The sequence below is a fragment of the Actinomycetota bacterium genome, from assembly GCA_019347575.1.
GTDB lineage: Bacteria > Actinomycetota > Nitriliruptoria > Nitriliruptorales > Nitriliruptoraceae > JAHWKY01.
Map to the genome: position 1 here is coordinate 81051 of JAHWKY010000018.1, position 18936 is coordinate 99986.

The window sequence follows — 18936 nt, forward strand, 5'->3', positions numbered from 1 at the left end:
CGGTCGTCGGGTCACGGAGCCCCCGTCAGGGTCGGATGTCGTGCGTCTGGAGCCACAGCTCCAGCAGGCCGATCTGCCACAGCTTGTTCCCCCGCAGTGGTGTCAGCTCGGCGTTCGGGTCAGCCAGCCACGTGTCGACCACGCCGCGGTGGTACAACCCGCGCTCGTGCGCCTCGGGCGCGTTGAGGGCATCCCGTAGGAGCTGCAGGACCTCACCTTCGAGGTGGGTCAGGGCGGGCACGGGGAAGTAGCCCTTGGGTCGGTCGATGACATCGCTCGGGATGACCTTGCGCGCGGCCTCCTTGAGCACACCCTTGCCCTCGTGGGCGAGCTTCAGTGCGGGTGGGCAGCGTGCCGCGAGCTCGACGACCTCGTGGTCGAGGAACGGGACCCGGGCTTCGAGGCCGTACGCCATCGTCATGTTGTCGACGCGCTTGACGGGATCGTCGACCAGCATCACGGTCGTGTCGAGACGCAGGGCGCGGTCGACCGGCGTTTCCGCGCCGGGGCGGGCGAAGTGCTCCTCGACGAACCGACGGCTGTCGTCCTGATCCGTGTGGTAGTCGGGCCGTACGAGCCGACGCAGCTCGTCGTGGCCACGATCGAAGAACGCGCGCGCGTACGTGTCGACGCCCGACCCGTCGGCATCGACCATCGGCGGGTACCAGTGGTAGCCGCCGAAGACCTCGTCGGCTCCCTGTCCCGACTGGACCACCTTCAGGTGGCGGCTCACCTCGTAGCTGAGGAGGTGGAACGCGACCACGTCGTGGCTCACCATCGGCTCGCTCATCGCTGCGATCGCCTGCGGCAGTGCCGGCAGCAGCCGCTCGTTGCCGATGCGGATGCGGTTGTGGTGGGTTCCGAACGTGTCCGCGATGACGTCGGAGTACTTGAACTCGTCGCCCTCGCGCCCCCCGACGGCCTCGAACCCGATCGAGAAGGTCTCGAGGCCGTGCTGGCCCGCCTCGGAGAGCAGCCCGACGACGAGGCTGGAGTCGAGCCCCCCGGACAGCAGCACGCCGACCGGCACATCGGCGACCAGGCGACGCTCGACGCTGCGCCGGAGCGTCTCGAGCACCGCGTCCTCCCAATCCCGTTCGCTCCAGTCGGACCGGTCGGGATCACGGGTGAAGTCGGGCTTCCAGTAGGTGGTCTGGTCCCGGGCACCGTCCGCCTCGATCGTCAGCAGCGTGGCCGGTGGCAGCTTGCGGACCCCGTTGAGGACGGTGCGGGGCGCGGGGACGACCGAGTGGAACGTGAGGTAGTGGTGCAGCGCCACCGCATCGATGCTCGTGTCGAGCTCGCCGCCGGTCACCAGAGCCGGGAGGGTCGACGCGAAACGGATGCGTCCTGCGGTCTCGGCGAGGTAGAGGGGCTTGATTCCGAGCCGGTCACGACCCAGGACGAGCCGGCCCGTGTCGCGCTCGTGGATCGCGAAGGCGAACATGCCGTTGAGGTGGTGGACGCACCCGTCGCCCCACTCCGCGTAGGCCCTCAGGAGCACCTCGGTGTCGGAGGTGGAGAAGAAGCGGTGCCCGGCGTCACGCAGTTCCTCGCGCAGCTCGGGGTAGTTGTAGATGCACCCGTTGAACACGATCGTGAGCCCGAGGTGCGGATCGACCATGGGCTGGGCACCGTGCTCCGACAGGTCGATGATGCTGAGCCGGCGGTGGCTCATGGCTACCGCTCCCTGCGCGAAGATCCCCGAGCCGTCCGGACCACGAGCGGCCAACGGCCCGGCCATGCGCTCGACCGTGGTGACGTCGGGTCGGCGTCCATCGGTGCGGAACTCGCCGGCGAAACCACACACGGTGGGACGCCTCCTCGGGGTCGCCGACGGTGAAGTCTTCGAGTCCAACAACGTGACGCGCCGATCGTCGCGCGTCCCGTGCGGGCTCTGTCCCTTCGGACAGCAGGATGGAGCACGCGAGCGCGTCGGGTCAAGGTGAGCGGCCCCAGTACGCTGCGCGGGTCGAGACGTCTCCGGAGGGAAACGGGCCCGTGTCCGACGCTGCGCTGAACCCAGACCAGCGCGCGCGTGACCTCCAGCGGATGCGCGAGGAGGTCTTCGACCTGGTCGTCATCGGCGGCGGGGTCACGGGCGCCGGGATCGCCGTCGACGCCGCGACCCGGGGGCTCGAGGTGGCCCTGCTGGAGCAGCGCGACTGGGCGGCGGGGACATCGAGCCGTTCCAGCAAGCTGATCCACGGCGGCCTGCGCTACCTGGAGCAGCTCAACTTCGGCCTCGTCCGTGAGGCACTCGTCGAGCGCGGCCTGCTGCTGGATCGGCTGGCGCCGCACCTGGTCAAGCCGGTGTCGTTCCTCTACCCCCTGCGCCGCCACGTCTGGGAGCGCGCCTACGTCGGAGCCGGCCTGGCCCTCTACGACTCGATGGGCGGAGCCGGTGACCTCCCACGCCACCAGCACCTGACGAAGCGCAAGGCCCTGCGCCTCGCTCCGGCACTGCGCAGCGACTCGCTGACCGGCGCGGTGCGGTACTGGGACGGCCAGGTCGACGACGCCCGGTTCGTCGTCGCCCTCGCCCGGACGGCCGCTCGTCACGGCGCCGCACTGGCCACCAGCGCACGGGTCTACGGGCTGCTCCGTGAGGGCGAACGCGTCGTGGGGGTCCGCACGCGCGACCTCGAGCACGGTGACGAGATCGCCGTGCGCGGCCGGATGGTGGTGAACGCCACCGGCGTGTGGGCCAACGAGGTGCAACAGATGATCGGCCGCGGCCGCATCCGGGTGCGGCCGTCCAAGGGCGTGCACATCGTCGTGCCGCGCGACCGCATCCAGGCCGACGCGGGTCTCATCCTGCGGACCGATCGCAGCGTGCTCTTCGTCATCCCCTGGCCCGCGGCCCCGAACCTGCGCCACTGGCTGATCGGGACGACGGACACGGACTGGAACCTCGATCTGTCGCACCCGGCCGCGAGCCGGGTCGACATCGAGTACCTGCTCACCGAGGTGAACAAGGTTCTGCGCACACCCCTGACGCCGGCCGACGTCGAGGGGGTGTACGCGGGACTGAGGCCGCTGCTCTTCGGTGAGGACGAGGCGACCAGCACGCTGTCACGCGAGCACGCCGTCGCCCCGACCGTTGCCGGCATGATCACCGTCGCGGGAGGCAAGTACACGACCTACCGGGTCATGGCGGAGGACGCGGTCGCAGCCGCCGTGCGGGGTATGGATCGCCGCGTCCCACGTTCGGTGACCGCCGAGACTCCGCTGTTGGGTGCCGACGGCTACCACGCGCTGTGGAACCAGCGTCGGCAGCTCGCCGCGGAGTCCGGGCTGCACGTCGCACGCGTCGAGCACCTGCTGCATCGGTTCGGGTCGGCGATCACCGATCTGCTCGATCTGATCGCCGATCGCCCCGAACTCGGCGAGCCTCTGCACGGCGCCGACGACTACCTCGCGGCGGAGGTGGTCTACGCCGCGTCCCACGAGGGCGCGCTGCACCTCGACGACGTGCTCACCCGCCGCACCCGCATCTCGATCGAGGAGTGGGACCGGGGCGCGGGGGCCGCCGACCACGTGGCCAACCTCATGGCCCAGGTCCTGGGGTGGGACAGCGTCACCCTCAAGCGCGAGATCGAACACTACGAGGCCAGGGTCGAGGCCGAGCTCGGCTCGCAGCAGATGCCCGACGACCACACCGCCGACGCGGCCCGGCTCGGTGCGCCCGACGTCCGCATGGGTGCGCGCGGGCACCACGACGCGCCGGCGTGACCCTCGCCTCGCGCCGGCTGCTGCCGCTCCACGTCGGCGTCCTCGTCGTCCTCGTCGCCACCACCTTGCTCGGCCTGTGGCAGCTGCGCCGTCACGACGAGGCGCGCGCGGACGCGGACCGGCTCGCGGCACGCATAGATCTTGACCCGATCCCCCTGAGCGAGGTGGATGCCACCGGCGATCCGGGATCGTTCGAGTTCGTGCCGGTGGAGGCGACCGGCGTGTACGAGCAGGATGCCGAGATCCTGGTCCGCAACCGCGCACGCCGGGGCGTGAACGGGTGGCACGTCGTCACGCCGCTGCTCCTAACGGACGGCGGGGCGGTGCTGGTCAACCGCGGCTGGGTCCCGCTCGACATCGGCGAGGCGGGTGCCGCGACCGCACCACCACCTGAGGGACAGGTCACCGTGGTGGGGCCGCTCATGCGGTCACAGCGACCTTCCGGGTTCGGCCCGAAGGATCCCGACCAGGGCCAGCTCGACCGGGTCTTCCGCATCGATGTCGACCGCATCTCCCGGCAGGTGTCGGCAGCGGAGGTGTTCCCGGGGTACCTCCAGCTGGCAGCCCAGACACCGCCGCAGGGGCAGGGCCATCCGCTCCCAGTGGAGGCGCCGCAACCGGATGCCGGGCCGCACCTCGGCTACGCGCTGCAGTGGTTCGGGCTGGGCCTGACCGCGGCGGTGGCGTACGCGTTCTTCCTGCGCCGGCGCCTGAGCGAGCCCGAGCCGCGATCGGAGCTCGAGACGGAGCTGGATCGGTGAGCGAGGACGGTTCCCCGCAGCCGCGACTGGCCGCCGCTCTGGGCTACCTCACCGCGACCCGGCTGCTCGTCAACACGCTGCACCGGTTCGTGTTCCCCTTCCTGCCCGCGATCGCGCGGGGCCTGGGCATCTCGCTGGGCCAAGCCGGGTTGCTGGTATCGGCCCGCAACCTCGCCGGAGCCGCCGCGCCGCTGACCGTCGGGGTCGGGTCGCGCGGCGGGGGTCGCCGCGTCGTCACCGCCGGGCTGGTGCTGCTCGTGGTCGGCGCGGCGCTGGCATCGATCAGCGCGGGGCTGATCGCCGCGCTGATCGCGTTCGTGTTCCTCGGTTTGGGCAAGCCGACGTTCGACGTCGGTCAGCAGACCTACCTGTCGGACCGCACCCCCTACCACCTCCGCGCGCGGTACCTGTCCACGGTCGAGCTGACGTGGGCAGGGGGGTTGCTGCTGGGGGGACCGGCCGCCGGCTGGCTGATCTCACGCTTCGGATGGCAGGCACCGTTCGTCGCCGTCGGGCTGGGGCTGGCCGTGGCCCTGTCGGTTCTTGCTCGGGTGCTCGAACCCGGGCCGTCGCGACCGCCTGGCCGACGGGCGACGCTCCAGCTGGAGCCGGCAGCCCGCAGCCTCCTGGGGGTCGCTCTGCTCTTCTCGCTCGCCACCGAGCTGGTGTTCATCGTGTTCGGGGCGTGGCTCGAGGAGGACTTCGGCCTGTCACTGATCGGGTTGGGCGGCGTGGCGACGGTCATCGGCCTCGCGGAACTCGCGGGTGAGGGCACGACGATCGCGTTCACCGACCGGCTCGGCAAGCGTCGCGCCGTGGCCGTCGGACTCGTCATCTCGATCGTGTCGTTCGCGGCACTGGGCGCGGCCAGCGGCCGCTTCGGCGTCGGGATCGCGCTGCTGGCGATCGGGCTGTTCGGGTTCGAGATCACGATCGTCTCCACCATCCCGCTCGCCAGCGAGGTCGATCCGGCGGACCGTTCGCGCTACCTGGCGCTGCTCGTGCTCGCGGTGTCGATCGGTCGTGCCGCCGGTGCGGGGTTCGGGCCGTGGCTGTTCGAGCGGGGCGGGTTCGCGACCAACACCGTCGCGGCAGCGGCGCTGCTGGTGGCCTCGTTGGCGCTGCTGCTCCTGTGGGTCCCCGAGCCCGATCACCCGCGCCCCGGTTGAGTTCCGTGTGCCGGTCGGCTCGGTCACGACCGACAGGACCGGTACACCGACGGGGCGCGGGATCAGGGGATCAGCCCGGAGGCGCGCAGGTGGGCGATGGTGCGCGTCACGCCCTCGAGCAGCGGGACGGGTTCGTAGCCGAGCTCGCGCTGCGCCTTGGACGCGTCGACCTTGGCCTCCCACAGCAGGAACTCGAGCTCGCCGGGCGCGATGAGCGGCTTGAACCCGAACGTGCGTGCGAGCGGAGCGGACACGTTCGCCACCGCCCTGAGCAGCCACGCGGGGGCCACCCGTGGGAGCTTGGGTAGACCCGCGACCTGCTGCGTCGCCTCGGCGAGCTCACGCATCGTGGCGTATCGGTCGGCCAGCAGGTAGCGCTCGCCGGTCCCCCCGCGCTCGGCAGCGGCGAGGTGCGCCGCCGCGACGGCGTCGACCTCCGCGACCGACATACCGCCAGGGGGGAGCAGCGGGGCGTCGCCGTTGCAGAGGCGGATGAAGAACTGGTTGGCGCCGACGTTGCTCGGGCTCGGCCCGTACACCGACCCCGGGTTGGTCTGGACCACGTCGTAGCCCTCGTCCACGAAGCGCTGCACGGCGCGGTCCGCGGCCTGCTTCGACCGCTCGTAGTGGGTGTGCTTGGGCTCGGGATCGAGCTGGTCCTCGCGGAGGAACCCATCGGACCCTGCCGCGAAGACGTCCATCGTCGAGGTGTGCACCACCCGCTCCACGCCGGCGTCCCGGGCCGCGCGCAGGAAGTTGACGGTGCCGAGGTGGTTGACGCGGTCGAAGATGCCGGGGTCGCGGAACCACTGCTCGGGTAGTCCGGCCGCGTGGAAGGCGGCCTCGACGCCGTCCACCGCCGCGGGGAGTGTCGCGGCCTCGGTGATGTCGCCGACGGTCAACTCCACCTCCGCGGGCAGGACGTCCGCAGCTCGGTCGCGGTCGCGAACGAGTGCCCGCACGCGGTGTCCTGCGGCGGCGAGGTGGCGGGCGATCGCGTTGCCGATCGTGCCGGTCGCACCGGTGACGAGCGCGTGCATGCGGGACTCCCCTTCGGTATGACGGCGTCGAGGATCAGTGGTGGTCGGTGATGCCTCGGAGCTGATCGATGGCGTGCGGTAGCAGCCCGACGATCGCCCGGAGGCTCTCGACCGCGCCCCGCTCGCTGCCGGGGAGGTTGACGACGAGGGTGTCGCCGACCGTCCCGGCGATCCCCCGCGACAGGTCGGCGAACGGGGTCGAACGGCGCCCCGCAGCCCGCATCGCCTCGGCCAGCCCGGGCGCTTGTCGATCGACGATCCGGGCGGTCGCCTCGGGTGTGACGTCGCGGGGCGCGAAGCCGGTGCCCCCGGTCGTCGCGACCACGGCGGCCCCCCCGGCGAGGTCGCGTATCGCCGAGGCGATGGCGTCGACGTCGTCGGGCACGACGCGGACCCGCACGACGTCGAACCCCTGCTCCTCCAGCACCGCCGCGACCGCCGGGCCGGAGCGGTCCTCGCGCTCGCCTTCCGCGGAGCGGTCACTCACCGTCAGGACCGCTGCCTTGCGCGCGGTCACGTCACACCTCCACGATCGAGCGTGAGCGTAGGCCGCGGGTGCGATGGAGACGTCACGCGTCGTCCGTCGCCGTCACCGGGTGACGGTAGACGACCACTCAGCGATGTGGGATCCCGATGGGCGCACGACCACCGTCCGATCCACCGCCCCGCCGTGGCCGGTCAGCGCCGCGCTGAGCACCACGAGCCCACCGCCTGGGTGGATGTCGGCGGAGACGTAGTCGCCATCGACCAAGGGGTCGCCGGCGAGCGCGTGCTGGAACGCGGTCACCGCACCGGGACCGCGCCAGCTGCCGCCGCCGGGACCGACGATCCGCAGCGTCGCCTCCTGTGCCACGAGGCCATCGAGCCGGCCCCCCGTCCTCAGCGCCGTGAGGAGATCGTCGACCAGGACCTGGTGCACGTGAGGTGTGTACCCGGCGCCGCCTTCACCGGCGGCCGCGGGGCGGGGGTGCAGCCGCGACGCGAGCGTGCGCAACACGCGTCCAGCCCGGGCGACTCGTCTGGACGCACGGGCGAGAGGCTCGGAGGGTTCGTAACCGAGCTCGTCGAGCAGAGGGCCTGCGACGCGCGCGACGGTACGGACCTGACGGCGTGTCATCGTCCCGGCGCCAGCGCGAGCGCCGCGGGTGCTGCGGACGACGCGCGCCTCGGCCACGATGGCGTCGCGGACGTGCTCGGGGACCGGCAGACCGAGCGCCCCGAGCAGGCCCTCCATCGCCGCCACCGGATCGGTCGTCAGCTGCTCGTGGCGCACCTCGACGTAGGAGCGGACGCGCGGGGCTCCCGCCCGACCGGCACGCACGGCGTCGCGCCACTCCCGGGCAGCCGACACCGCACGGGTCGGGCCCCACGGCTGGTGGAGCAGTGAACGTACGACGGCGTAGCCGTTGCGGAGCACGTGGACGACGCGGACATCGGGGTAGAGCTCGGTGATCAGCTCGAGGTGGTGGATGTGCTCCGGCGTCCGCTCCACCAGCCACTGCGAGGGATCGGCACGGTGAGAGGCGAACAACTCGTCGCAGAGGTCACGCACCGAGGCGATCAGCCGCTCGCGATCCGCGTAGGTGCTGCCCACCCGCAAACTGGCCGGTAAGCCGTGGTGGACCCGCTCGAACAGCGGCGGCAGTCCACGCGAGAACAGGTAGGTCTCGGAGTGGATGCCGACCACGTCCGGATGCGTGCACAGCAACCGCTGCACCAGGTACGTGCCGCTGCGACGGGCACCGACGACCACGATCAGGCGGCTGTCCGCGGCGGAGGGAGGTGTCACGACGTCAGACTCCTGGCCGGTACCACCGTAACCGGGTGCCGTGATACCGACGCCCCGCGCGGACGGTGGCGTCAGGTCGAGGTCGCGGTGACCCGGATCGTGTGGTGGCCGGTGGCCCCGTCGGGGCGCGGAGGGACGCGCTCGTCGGTCTGCACGGTCCCGGTGCCGTCGGTCGCGCGGACGCTGATGAGATGCGAACCAGGCGACGGCAGCGACGCTTCGGCGCGCCACTGCACCCACGCGGCCTCGGACAGTGGCTGGCTGAGCTCGGCCTGGAGCCAGTCTCCGTCGTCGACCTGGATCTCGACCCGCGCGATCCCGGTCAGTGGCGCCCACGCCACGCCGGCGACCGTGAACGGCTCACTGGCCAGGAAGCTGTCGCCGTCGCGCGGCACGTCGATCCGCGACTGGGTCTTTATGGGGCCCTCCTTGGCCCAGCCGCGCGGCACCCAGTAGGCGTCGAAGCCGTCCCAGGTCGTCAGCTCGATCTCGGTGAGCCACTTGGTCGCGGACACGTAGCCGTACAGTCCGGGCACGATCAGCCGGGCGGGGAAGCCGTGGCGGGGCGGCAGTGGCTCGCCGTTCATGAACAGCGCCAGCAGCGGCTCACGTCCGTCGAAGACCAGCTCGGTCGGGAAGCCAGCGGTCCAGCCGTCGATCGAGCGACCCACCAGCTGATCCGCCCCGTCCTGCACGCCAACTTGCTCGAGCAGGCCGCGGAGCGGCACACCTCCCCACTTGGCGTTGCCCACCAGATCGCCACCGACCTCGTTCGAGACGCACGCGATGGTCACGTAGTGCTCCACGATCGGCTGCCCGTACAGCGTCGCGAGGTCGAACTCGACCTCGCGATCGACCATGCCGGTGATGTGCAGCCTCCACCGCTCGGCATCGATCCGCGGGACCACGAGCGCGGTATCGATGCGGTAGAAGTCGTCGTTGGGGACGACCACCGGTGTCAGCCCCTCGATCGACGTTTCCAGGTCGGCGCTCGACGGGACGGCCGGGGCGGGCGTCGCCGGCGTGGGGACCGCGAGATCGCCGATCTCGCCGGGCGTCCCGCCGGTGCGCAGCATCGCGCGGCCGACCACCCCCGCGCCCAGGGCCCCGACCCCCAACCCCGCGGCGCTCCCGAGGAAGTGGCGTCGGGTGCGATCGCCGGGCAAGCCGTCGGTGGGTGCCTCGGGCGGGGCGAGGCGCAGCAGCCGCCGCAGTGCCGCCAGCCCCGCCACCACCGAGACCACGGCGGCGAGCAGCGTCAACCACACCGACGTGAGCGGTTGAGCGATGCTCGCCAGGAGCCCCAGGAACCCGAACAGCGCGAACCAGGCCACGGCGGCGTTCCAGTTGTGCCGGGCGCGCAACCCCACCGCGGCGCCGATGGCGAGCGCGACGACGACCGTCCCGACGGCCAGCGCGGCCTTGTCCGCCGTCCCGAACATCGAGATCGCGAGGTCCTCGAGCGCGGGCGGGGACCGGTCCACGATGATGGTCCCGACCGAGGAGACCGCGGACGGCACGCCGGTGATCATGCCGGCGAGCAGCTCGGTCAGTCCGAGCGACACACCGACCCCGACCGCTCCCGCCACCGCCGGCCGGAGCCGCCCGTCAGGTCGCGGCTCCCCCACGGTGACGTGTGCGACCATCCACGGCTCCCTCGGCTCGGACCCCTGGGTCCAACTGCCGAGACACCCCCGATGTTCCGGAGGGCACAGCGTGTGCATCCAGACCCGGTAGGCGGGCCGATCTGCACCCACTCAGCCGCGCGCCCCGCCAGCGTGTGCATCCAGACCCGGTAGGCGGGTCGGGATGCACCCACTCTGGTGTCCTAGGCTTGCGGGCATGGAGATCCCGGGGCTGCACGCGGTCGTGCCGACCGTGTTCCACGACGACGGCACGCTCGACCTCGACGGCACCGCGGCGGTCGTCGAGGCCTACGCCGAGGCGGGGGCGGTGGGCATCGTGGCGCTCGGCGTCATGGGCGAGGGCCACCTGCTCGATGACGGCGAGCGGGCACGGGTCGCCAAGCTCGTGAGGCACGTGTCCGCCGGCCTCACCCTCACCGTCGGCCTGGGAGCTCCCGGCGAGGGGCAGGTGCAGAGCGCTGGCGAAGCGATCGATGCGGGTGCTGACGCCGTGCTCGTGGGTCTAGGGCCCGAGGAGCAGCGCGCCCCGCTGCTCCACCGCGTCGCCGACCTCGGCGCGCCGGTCATCGTGCAGGACCACCCCGCCGCCACCGGGATCCACGTGCGGCGCGACGAGGTCGTCTCGCTCGCGCGCGATGTCGAGGCGGTCGCAGTCAAGGCCGAGGCGCCTCCGACCCCGGATCTCGTCGCGGCCATCGTGGCGTCGGGGTCGGTCGCCGCCCTCGGCGGCCTGTCGGCGCTCTTCCTACTCGAGGAGCTCGAGGCCGGATCGGTGGGGGCGATGACCGGCGTGGCCGTCCCGGAGCGGTTGGTCCAGACCCTGAGGCGATGGGGTCGCGACGACCGCGCCGGGACACGTGACGCGTACCTCTCCGCGAGCGCCTACCTGCGCCTCGAGGCGATGTCGGGGACGACCGGGCTCGTGGTGCGCAAGGAGGCGTGGAGGCAGCGGGGCGTGATCGCGTCGAGCCGGGTCCGACAGGGAGAGCCCCTCGGGATCACGACGAAACGAGCGATCACCCGGCGTCTGCGCGACGCCGGCGTGGAGGCGCCCGCCGGATTGCCCGATGCCTGACCACGGATGATCGACGCGTGACCAGACAGGCTGCACCCCCCAGGCCGGCAACGCCGGCCCCTCCCCCCTCCACGGGGGGAGGGATGACCAGACAGGCTGCACCCCCCAGGCCGGCAACGCCGGCCCCTCCCCCCTCCAGGGGGGAGGGATGACCAGACAGGTGACCGACGACAGCGGAGAGACGACGTGAAGCCGTTCCGGTTCGGGGTCCAGGTCCGCAACGCCGAGTCAGGCGACCGCTGGGCGTCGCTCGCCCGCAAGGTCGAGGACCTCGGCTACGACACCTTGGTGCTGCCCGACCACCTCAGCGACCAGTTCGCCCCCTTCCCCGCACTCGTGGCCGCCGCGGCGGCGACCGAGCGCATCCGCGTCGGCACGCTCGTGATCGACAACGACTTCCTCCATCCCGCCCTGCTCGCACGCGACGCCGCTACGGTCGACGTGCTGACCGACGGGCGGCTCGAGCTGGGGATCGGAGCGGGCTGGATGAGCTCGGACTACGAGACCAGCGGCATCCCCTTCGATCCGCCCGGCACCCGTATCGATCGGCTGGCCGAGGCAGTGACCATCCTGAAGGGCCTGTTCGCCGGGGAGCCCGTCTCCCACTCGGGTCATAACTACCGGATCGATGGGTTGGAAGGGCGCCCCGCGCCGGTCCAGCGTCCGCACCCGCCGCTGCTCATCGGAGGTGGGGGCCGCCGCATCCTCGGCATAGCGGGGCGGGAGGCCGACATCGTCGGCATCAACCTCAACCTCGGCGGCGACCGCGCCGGCGCCGACGCGTCGGCAGAGGCCACCGACCGACGGATCGAGTGGGTGCAGGAGGCCGCGGGTGACCGCTTCGACGACCTGGAGCTGCAGGCGCTGGTGTTCGCGGTCATCGTGACCGACGACCGCGACGGTGCGGCCGCCGGGATCGGGCAGGGGTTCGACCTCGATGCGGGCACCGTGCTCGAGGTCCCCCACTTCCTCATCGGCACGGTCGAGCAGCTCGCTGACGACCTGCAGCGGCGGCGCGAACGGTGGGGCATCTCCTACTACACGCTCCAGGGCGGGATGAGCGACTTCGCTCCCGTCCTCGAGCGGCTGGCGGGGAAGTGATGCGCTGGGCCAGCCCCCTCGCCGGCGACCGACCCGAACCGGACTGGCGTGAGGCGGCGGCCGCAGGGGGAGCCGTACTCGCCGTCGGCGGGCTCCTGGTCCTCGTGGGCGACGTCTCCGAGTTCGATCGCCTCGTGCTGGCGCTGGTGTCAGCGGCGCTCCTCGTCCCAGCCTTCGCCGTGTTCCGACTGACCGATCACCGGACGCTGATCACGACCGCGGCGACCGGCTCGGTGCTCGCGGCGATCGGGCTCGTCGTCGCCGTGCTCGGCGCGGCCCCGTCCCGGGGCCGCGCGGTCGTTGCCGGCCTCGTGGTCACGGCTCTCCTGGGAGTGCTGTTCACGCTCGGTCGGGGGGCGCGACCCGTGCTGCTCGGCGCCATCGCCCTCAGCGTGTGGGCGACCGCCCTGGCGATCGTGATCGACCCGACCGTGCCCGTCAGCCGCACGCCACCGGAGACGCTGGTCATCCGTGCCGGCGTCGTGTCGGTCACCGTCGCGGTGGCCTACCTCGCGGTGGCGTGGCGTCTGGACCTGCGCGGACAGCGACGCGTCGCGACACCCCTAGTCGCGGTCGGTGACGCGGCGGCGGTGGTCGCCGCGATGACGCTGGCATCGAGCCTCGAGGAGACCGCGGGTGGCATCATCGTCGCCGTCCTCGGGCTGTCGCTGCTGTTCGCCGGATCCGCGCGGGGGCGCCGCGCGACCGCGTGGCTGGGGACCGCAGGCATCGGCGCGGGGATCGTGGTTGTGCTCGGCGGGAACATCGACTCGCCGACGTGGGCGGGTTCGGTGCTCCTGCTGCTCGCCGCTGGACTCGGCGCCGCGGCCATCACCGCGGCACGTCGCGGCGACACCGTCGGTCCCGGCCACGGCGGGGTCGCGACGCCGTCCACACGGGAGTGGCTCGGGGCGGCCGCACCGGTCGAGCCAGCGGAGGCGGAGGACTTCCTCGATCCGGTCGCGACGCGGCTCGGCCCCTGGGTCGTGCAGCGCATGTCCCCGCGGGTCCCCGACCTGCTCGGCGTGCTGGCGGGTGGCTACCTCGTCGGAGGGATCGCCCTGCTCGCGATCGCGGCCGAGGTGAACGCGGGCATCTTCGGCGTGGCCGCTGGAGCGGTGTTCCTCGCGCTCGGGGCGCTGTCGCTCACCGTCGCGGGACGAGGTCCCGTCGCGATGGCCGGGGTGCCGCTGGTGATCGTCGGCGTAGCGATCACGGTCGCCGGGGTCGCGGTCGAGGTGGTCGACAGCGAGGGCCTCGCCGCGTTGTTCGTGGCTCTGGCAGCGGCGGTCTACGCCGTGCTGTACGCATGGGGGCCTGCCCGAGGACGCCCGTCTGTGCTCACCGCCGGGCTCACCGCCGCGCTCGTCGCGCTCGCTGTCGCGATCGGCGGCGTCTTCGCGCTGCCATTACTCGCCGGCTTCCCCGGGGGGCTGCTCACGCCCTTCGCGGCGGTCGGGATGTTCGGGTCGACGGTCGTCGAGGAGCGAACGGTCGAGGTGCCCGATGACCTCGAGTTCCCAACACCGCCGACGCGGGGGGGCTTCGAGTTCCCGACGCCCATCGACCCGTTCACGGACGTGCCGTTCCCGACCTTCGACCCGGCGCTGTGCCCCGACATCCCCCCCGATGCCCCGCCCGAGGTGGTCGAGGCGTTGGAGCGGATGCGGCAGCGCATGGGCTGCGTCGGGGTCGGTCCGCTGCCAGCCGACGGGCCCGTCGCAAGAGCAGCGCAGCCACGGCCGTTCGATCCGTTCGACGACCTGAAGAGCCGCACCCGCAACGCTGCCGCCGCGCAAGCGGGCTTCGGGATCGTGGCGCTGGGCCTGGGGTACCTCGCCCACCGGCGACGCCTCCTGGGGACGGCGACGCCGCTGATCGGTGTCGGCCTGTACGCGGTCGCCAACGCGTTCCCCTCACTCAGCGGCACCACCTCACTGGCCGGGGGCTCAGCCGGGTTCACGGTGCTGTTCGTGGCGGTGGCCTTCCTCGGCGGCGTGATGCGACGGCGCGTGACGACGTGGCTGGGCGCCGCGTTCGGCGTGGCGGCGCTGCTGACCTTCCTCGCCGCGGCCACCGAGGACGTCACGGCCAGCGCGGCTCTGGCGCTCACTATCGGCGTGATCGGGGTCGCCGCCGTGGGCGTGACCGAGGAACGGCAGCCGCGTGGTGTCAGCTGACGTCGTCGTGGTCGGGGCAGGGCACAACGGCCTCGTCGCCGCGACACTGCTCGCGCGCGCCGGCCTCGCTGTGGTCGTCCTCGAGCGCGACGACGTCGTCGGAGGTGCCGCACGCACCGAGTACCCGTTCGCGACGGCGCCGGATGTCGGGGCGTCGACCGGGGCGTACCTGCTCGGTCCGATGCCGCCGGAGCTGATGGACGAGCTCGGTCTCGAGCTGACCCTGCGGCGGCGTGACCCGCACTACTTCCTACCCACCTTCGACGATCGGCACCTGCTGCTGGGCTCGGACCGTGCAGCGACGCGCGAGCAGCTCCGGCGGTTCTTCGCCGAAGCGGACGTCGCGGCGATGGACCAGCTCGAGACCGAGATCGGCGCGTTGCGCGAGGACATCGCCCCGTCGTGGCTCGCCCCGCCACTCCCGGTCGATCAGACCGCCGAACGCTACGTCCGCCCCGAGCTCCGCCGCGTCTACACCGACCTGGTGTCGGGCACCATCGCCGACTACCTCGACCGCTTCGGGTTCGTCTCGGACCTGCTCGTGGCGATGTACGCGGTGACCGACGCGTTCCCCGGGCTGCACGGCGGGCTCGACACGCCCGGTTCCGGCCACAACTTCCTCGTGCACAACCTGTGCCGTCTGCCCGGCAGCGATGGCACGTGGATGGTCGTCGAGGGGGGCATGGGAACGGTGACCGCGCGTCTCGCGGAGCTCGCGCGGGCCGCCGGCGCCCGGATCGAGACGGCGCGCGAGGTGACGCAGGTGCGCCATGAGGGCGAGCACGTGGTCGGTGTCGCCACTGCCGACGGCGCGGAGGTGGATGCGTCGACCGTGGTCGTCAACGCGGACCCGTTCCGCCTGGTCGATCTCGTCGGTCCCGAGGCGCTCGGGGCGCTGGGTGACCGTCTCGGTACGTGGGCGGCGCGCCCCGGCACCACCTTCAAGCTCAACCTCGCCCTGTCGGGACTCCCGAGCTTCACGTCACTGCCGGAACCGCGAGGCCAGCACGGCGCGACGATCCACCTCCTCCCCGACCTCGACGACCCACTCGGTGCGGTGGCGCGCTGCTTCGACGATGCGGTGTCGGGGCGCGTGCCGGAGGGGCCGACGGTGGAGATGTACGTGCACACGGCCATCGATCCGTCGCTGCGGGACGCCGCCGGCCGCCACAGCGCGGCCCTGTTCGTGCAGTGGGTGCCCAACGCGCCTGAGGGCGGGTGGGACGAGCACCGCGAGTCGTTCGTTGCGCGACTTGTCGATCACGTCGAACGCTTCGCGCCCGGGTTCTCCTCGCTGGTCGTGGACACCGACGCGCTCGCCCCGCCGGACATCGAGGCCCGGTTCGGCATCACCGGCGGCAACATCTTCCACGTCGACAACACCTTCGTGACCACCGATCGCGTGCCCTACCGCCTCGGCCTCCAGGGGCTGTACGCGTGCGGGGCGGGCTGCCACCCCGCCGGGTCGGTCACCGGCGCGGCCGGGTACAACGCGGCGCGGACGGTGTTGGCCGACCGCGGCTGACCGACGGGGTCAGCGGCTCGGTCGGCACTCAGCTCCGGCGACTACCGTGACAGTGACGAGGAGGGTCACCGGCATGGAACACCCGGTCACCGAGGGCACGGTGCTGTGGGAGCCGCCCGAGGATGCGCGGACGCGCACGGCGATGGGCCGCTTCATCGACGCCGCGGCCGAGCGTCACGGCATCGCGCTGGCCGACTACGACGCGGCGTGGCGCTGGTCGGTCGACGACCTCGAAGGCTTCTGGGCCACGGTGTGGGACCACTTCGACGTGATCGCCCACGAGCCGTACCGCGAGGTCCTGCTCGACCGCGAGATGCCTCAGACGGTGTGGTTCCCCGGGGCGAGCCTCAACTACGCCGAGCACGCGCTACGGCGCGACGACGACGCCCTCGCCGTGATCGCCCGCTCCGAATCGCGCGACGACATCGAGCTCACCTACGCCGAGCTGCGCATCGCCGTCGCCGCGGCGCGGGCCGGGCTGGCCACCCTCGGCGTCGGACCTGGCGATCGCGTCGTCGCCTACCTGCCGACCATCCCCGAGACCCTGATCGCGTTCCTGGCCAGCGCGAGCCTCGGGGCGATCTGGTCGTCATGTGCCCCGGAGTTCGGCGTCAGCGCGGTCCTCGACCGCTTCCAGCAGATCGAACCCAAGGTGCTGCTGACCATCGACGGCTACCGCTACGGCGGTCGTGACCACGACCGCGCCGACGAGGTCGCCGCCATCCGGGACGGGCTGCCGACGCTGGAGCACACCGTCGTGCTCCCGTTCCTCGATCGCGACGGCGACCTCGCGGCGTTCCCCGACGTGCTCACGTGGGACGCTCTGCTCGACGCGGGTGGGGCGCCGCTGACGTTCGAGGCGGTGGCCTTCGACCACCCGCTGTACGTGCTGTACTCGTCGGGCACGACCGGGCTGCCGAAGTCGATCGTGCACGGCCACGGCGGGATCCTGGTGGAGCACCTCAAGATGCTGTCGCTGCACTCCGACCTCGATCGTGCCGACCGCTTCTTCTGGTTCACCACCACCGGCTGGATGATGTGGAACTACCTCGCCTCTGGCCTGCTGGTCGGGGCGACGGTGGTCTTCTACGACGGCAACCCCGCCCACCCGGACCTGTCGACACTGTGGCGCATGGCGTCGGAGCTGCGCGTGACCTACTTCGGCACCTCCGCCCCGTTCATCCACACCTGTATGCGCGAGGGCCTGTCGCCGGGGTCCTCCTTCGACCTTTCGGCCTTGCGTGGCGTCGGCTCGACCGGCGCCCCGCTGTCACCTGAGGGGTTCGCGTGGGTCTACGAGCACGTCGGGTCCGACCTGCTGCTCGGGTCGGTCAGCGGCGGCACCGACCTGTGCACCGCGTTCGTCGGATCGTCGCCACTCCTGCCGGTCCACGCCGGGGAGATCCAGTGCCGGTGCCTCGGGGCCAAGGTCGAAGCGTTCGACGCCGACGGCAAGCCCGTCATCGGCAAGCGGGGCGAGCTGGTCATCACCGAGCCGATGCCGTCGATGCCGGTGTTCTTCTGGGGCGACGAGGATGGGTCGCGCCTGCGGTCGAGCTACTTCAGCGAGTTCGAGGGCGTGTGGCGCCACGGCGACTGGATCCGCATCACCGACCGCGGCTCGTGCGTCATCACCGGCCGGTCCGACGCCACCCTCAACCGCGGCGGGGTCCGGATGGGAACCTCGGAGTTCTACCGCGTCGTTGAGGGCCTGCCCGAGGTGGCCGACAGCCTCGTCGTCCACCTCGACGAGGGCGACGACGACCGCCTGCTGCTGTTCCTCGTCCTGCGTGACGATGCGGCGCTGTCCGAGGAGTTCGAGGGGCGGTTGCGGGGCGCGATCCGCGAGGGGCTGTCGCCCCGCCACGTCCCCGACTCGGTGTTCGAGATCGCCGCGGTACCCCGCACGCTGTCGGGCAAGAAGCTCGAGATCCCGGTGAAGAAGATCCTGCTCGGAACGGCCGTCTCGGACGCCGCGAGCCCCGACGCGCTGCAGAACCCCGCTTCACTCGACGCTTTCGTGAAGATCACGGGGCGCCTCTGAGTTCGCCGACGAGCCAGGGTGAGCGCTCGGTCGGCCACGAACTTGAATACTTGGAGGCACTCAGACGTACCCGAGTATTCAAGTTCGTGCGGGGCGGCACGACGTGCGGGGAGTGCGCGCGAAGGGCGGCGCGGGGAACGGCAGGGCGCGGTCGGGGGTGTACGCCCCGACCGGCCAGGAGCGGGGAGTGACGGTGACGACGGAGCGGGGCGCGCGTCGTGCGGTCGATGTGGGCTTCGAGGAGTTCTACGCCCGCCAGCATGACCGCGTGTTCCGTGCGCTGGCCCTCACGCTGCGAGATCGGGCCCTGGCCGCGGAGGCGACCGACGAGGCGATGGTGCGTGCTTACCAGCGCTGGCCGCAGGTCTCCGGCTACACCAACCCCGGCGGGTGGGCCTACCGCGTCGGGCTGAACTGGGCGCGGTCGTGGCAGCGCAAGCTCCGTCGTGAGGTAGCCGACGAGGCCGTCGACCGTGCTGGCCCGAGCCGTGAAGTGCGGCTCGCGGACCCCGAGCTCGACGCGGCCGTCGGGGCGCTGCCGGTGGAGCAGCGGGCGGTGCTCGTGCTGCGCCTGTACCTCGACTGGTCGGTCTCCGAGGTCGCTTCCGCGCTCGACCTCGCCGAGGGCACGGTCAAGAGCCGGCTCGCCCGGGCGCTGGACCGCCTGCGCGGACAGCTCGGTGGCGGTGGCCGGGATGACGCCGGTGACGCGGCGGACGTCGATGCCGACCTCGAGCCGGTCGAGGACGAGAACGCGGATCCAGAGGTGGGACGATGACCATAGAGGAGCACCTGCGCGAGCAGTTCGCCGCTTCCGCGGAAGCGCTCGCCGCCCCGCCCCGCCGCTCCGTCACCGAGGTCGCGGCGCGGG

The 18936-nt window shown here is 72.1% G+C and carries 14 protein-coding genes; 9 read left to right on the forward strand and 5 right to left on the reverse strand.

Going from position 1 to position 18936, the window contains the following annotated elements:
• Positions 1–25: 25 nt before the first annotated feature.
• Positions 26–1810 (reverse strand): N-acetylglutaminylglutamine amidotransferase, encoded by a 1785-nt coding sequence (locus KY469_13495; GenBank protein MBW3664108.1) that lies wholly within the window; start codon positions 1808–1810, stop codon positions 26–28.
• 107 nt (positions 1811–1917) lie between these two features.
• Between KY469_13495 and glpD the strand changes: the two genes are divergently transcribed.
• Genes glpD through KY469_13510 form a run of 3 tightly spaced genes read left to right on the forward strand, consistent with a single transcriptional unit; the run spans position 1918 to position 5665 of the window.
• Positions 1918–3735: a glycerol-3-phosphate dehydrogenase gene (gene glpD, locus KY469_13500; protein ID MBW3664109.1), complete on the forward strand. Its 1818-nt coding sequence runs from the start codon at positions 1918–1920 to the stop codon at positions 3733–3735.
• Positions 3732–4496, forward strand: a complete 765-nt coding sequence (locus KY469_13505) for an SURF1 family protein (GenBank protein MBW3664110.1) — start codon at positions 3732–3734, stop codon at positions 4494–4496. Before glpD ends, KY469_13505 begins: the two co-directional genes overlap by 4 nt.
• Positions 4493–5665 carry an MFS transporter gene (locus tag KY469_13510; protein MBW3664111.1) on the forward strand — a complete coding sequence of 391 codons (1173 nt, stop codon included), beginning with the start codon at positions 4493–4495 and terminating at the stop codon, positions 5663–5665. Before KY469_13505 ends, KY469_13510 begins: the two co-directional genes overlap by 4 nt.
• A 62-nt stretch (positions 5666–5727) precedes the next feature.
• On the opposite strand, the gene KY469_13515 is transcribed toward KY469_13510, so the two are convergent.
• The 4 genes from KY469_13515 to KY469_13530 form a co-directional block, all read right to left on the reverse strand.
• Positions 5728–6705, reverse strand: coding sequence for an SDR family NAD(P)-dependent oxidoreductase (locus KY469_13515; GenBank protein MBW3664112.1), 978 nt, complete (start codon positions 6703–6705; stop codon positions 5728–5730).
• 34 nt (positions 6706–6739) lie between these two features.
• Entirely contained in the window at positions 6740–7222 is a 483-nt protein-coding gene (locus tag KY469_13520) for a MogA/MoaB family molybdenum cofactor biosynthesis protein (GenBank protein MBW3664113.1), read from the reverse strand.
• A gap of 72 nt (positions 7223–7294) precedes the next feature.
• Complete coding sequence (locus KY469_13525) at positions 7295–8494, reverse strand: sulfotransferase (GenBank protein MBW3664114.1); 1200 nt, start codon at positions 8492–8494, stop codon at positions 7295–7297.
• A gap of 71 nt (positions 8495–8565) precedes the next feature.
• Positions 8566–10140 (reverse strand): molybdopterin-dependent oxidoreductase, encoded by a 1575-nt coding sequence (locus KY469_13530; protein ID MBW3664115.1) that lies wholly within the window; start codon positions 10138–10140, stop codon positions 8566–8568.
• Positions 10141–10336: 196 nt separating this feature from the next.
• On the opposite strand from KY469_13530, the gene KY469_13535 reads away from it, so the two are divergent.
• The 6 genes from KY469_13535 to KY469_13560 all read left to right on the forward strand — a co-directional run bounded on the left by KY469_13535 (position 10337) and on the right by KY469_13560 (position 18843).
• Positions 10337–11215: a dihydrodipicolinate synthase family protein gene (locus KY469_13535; protein ID MBW3664116.1), complete on the forward strand. Its 879-nt coding sequence runs from the start codon at positions 10337–10339 to the stop codon at positions 11213–11215.
• A gap of 186 nt (positions 11216–11401) precedes the next feature.
• Complete coding sequence (locus tag KY469_13540) at positions 11402–12316, forward strand: TIGR03621 family F420-dependent LLM class oxidoreductase (protein ID MBW3664117.1); 915 nt, start codon at positions 11402–11404, stop codon at positions 12314–12316.
• A complete protein-coding gene (locus KY469_13545) occupies positions 12316–14496 on the forward strand; it encodes a hypothetical protein (protein MBW3664118.1) in 2181 nt (726 codons plus the stop codon). Before KY469_13540 ends, KY469_13545 begins: the two co-directional genes overlap by 1 nt.
• Entirely contained in the window at positions 14486–16021 is a 1536-nt protein-coding gene (locus KY469_13550; GenBank protein MBW3664119.1) for an NAD(P)/FAD-dependent oxidoreductase, read from the forward strand. The genes KY469_13545 and KY469_13550 overlap by 11 nt, the downstream gene beginning before the upstream one ends.
• A 73-nt stretch (positions 16022–16094) precedes the next feature.
• Positions 16095–18065: an acetoacetate--CoA ligase gene (locus KY469_13555; GenBank protein ID MBW3664120.1), complete on the forward strand. Its 1971-nt coding sequence runs from the start codon at positions 16095–16097 to the stop codon at positions 18063–18065.
• 157 nt (positions 18066–18222) lie between these two features.
• The gene (locus tag KY469_13560) at positions 18223–18843 is read left to right on the forward strand and encodes a sigma-70 family RNA polymerase sigma factor (protein ID MBW3664121.1); all 621 of its coding nucleotides are present in this window, start codon (positions 18223–18225) and stop codon (positions 18841–18843) included.
• The last annotated feature ends 93 nt before the right edge of the window (positions 18844–18936 follow it).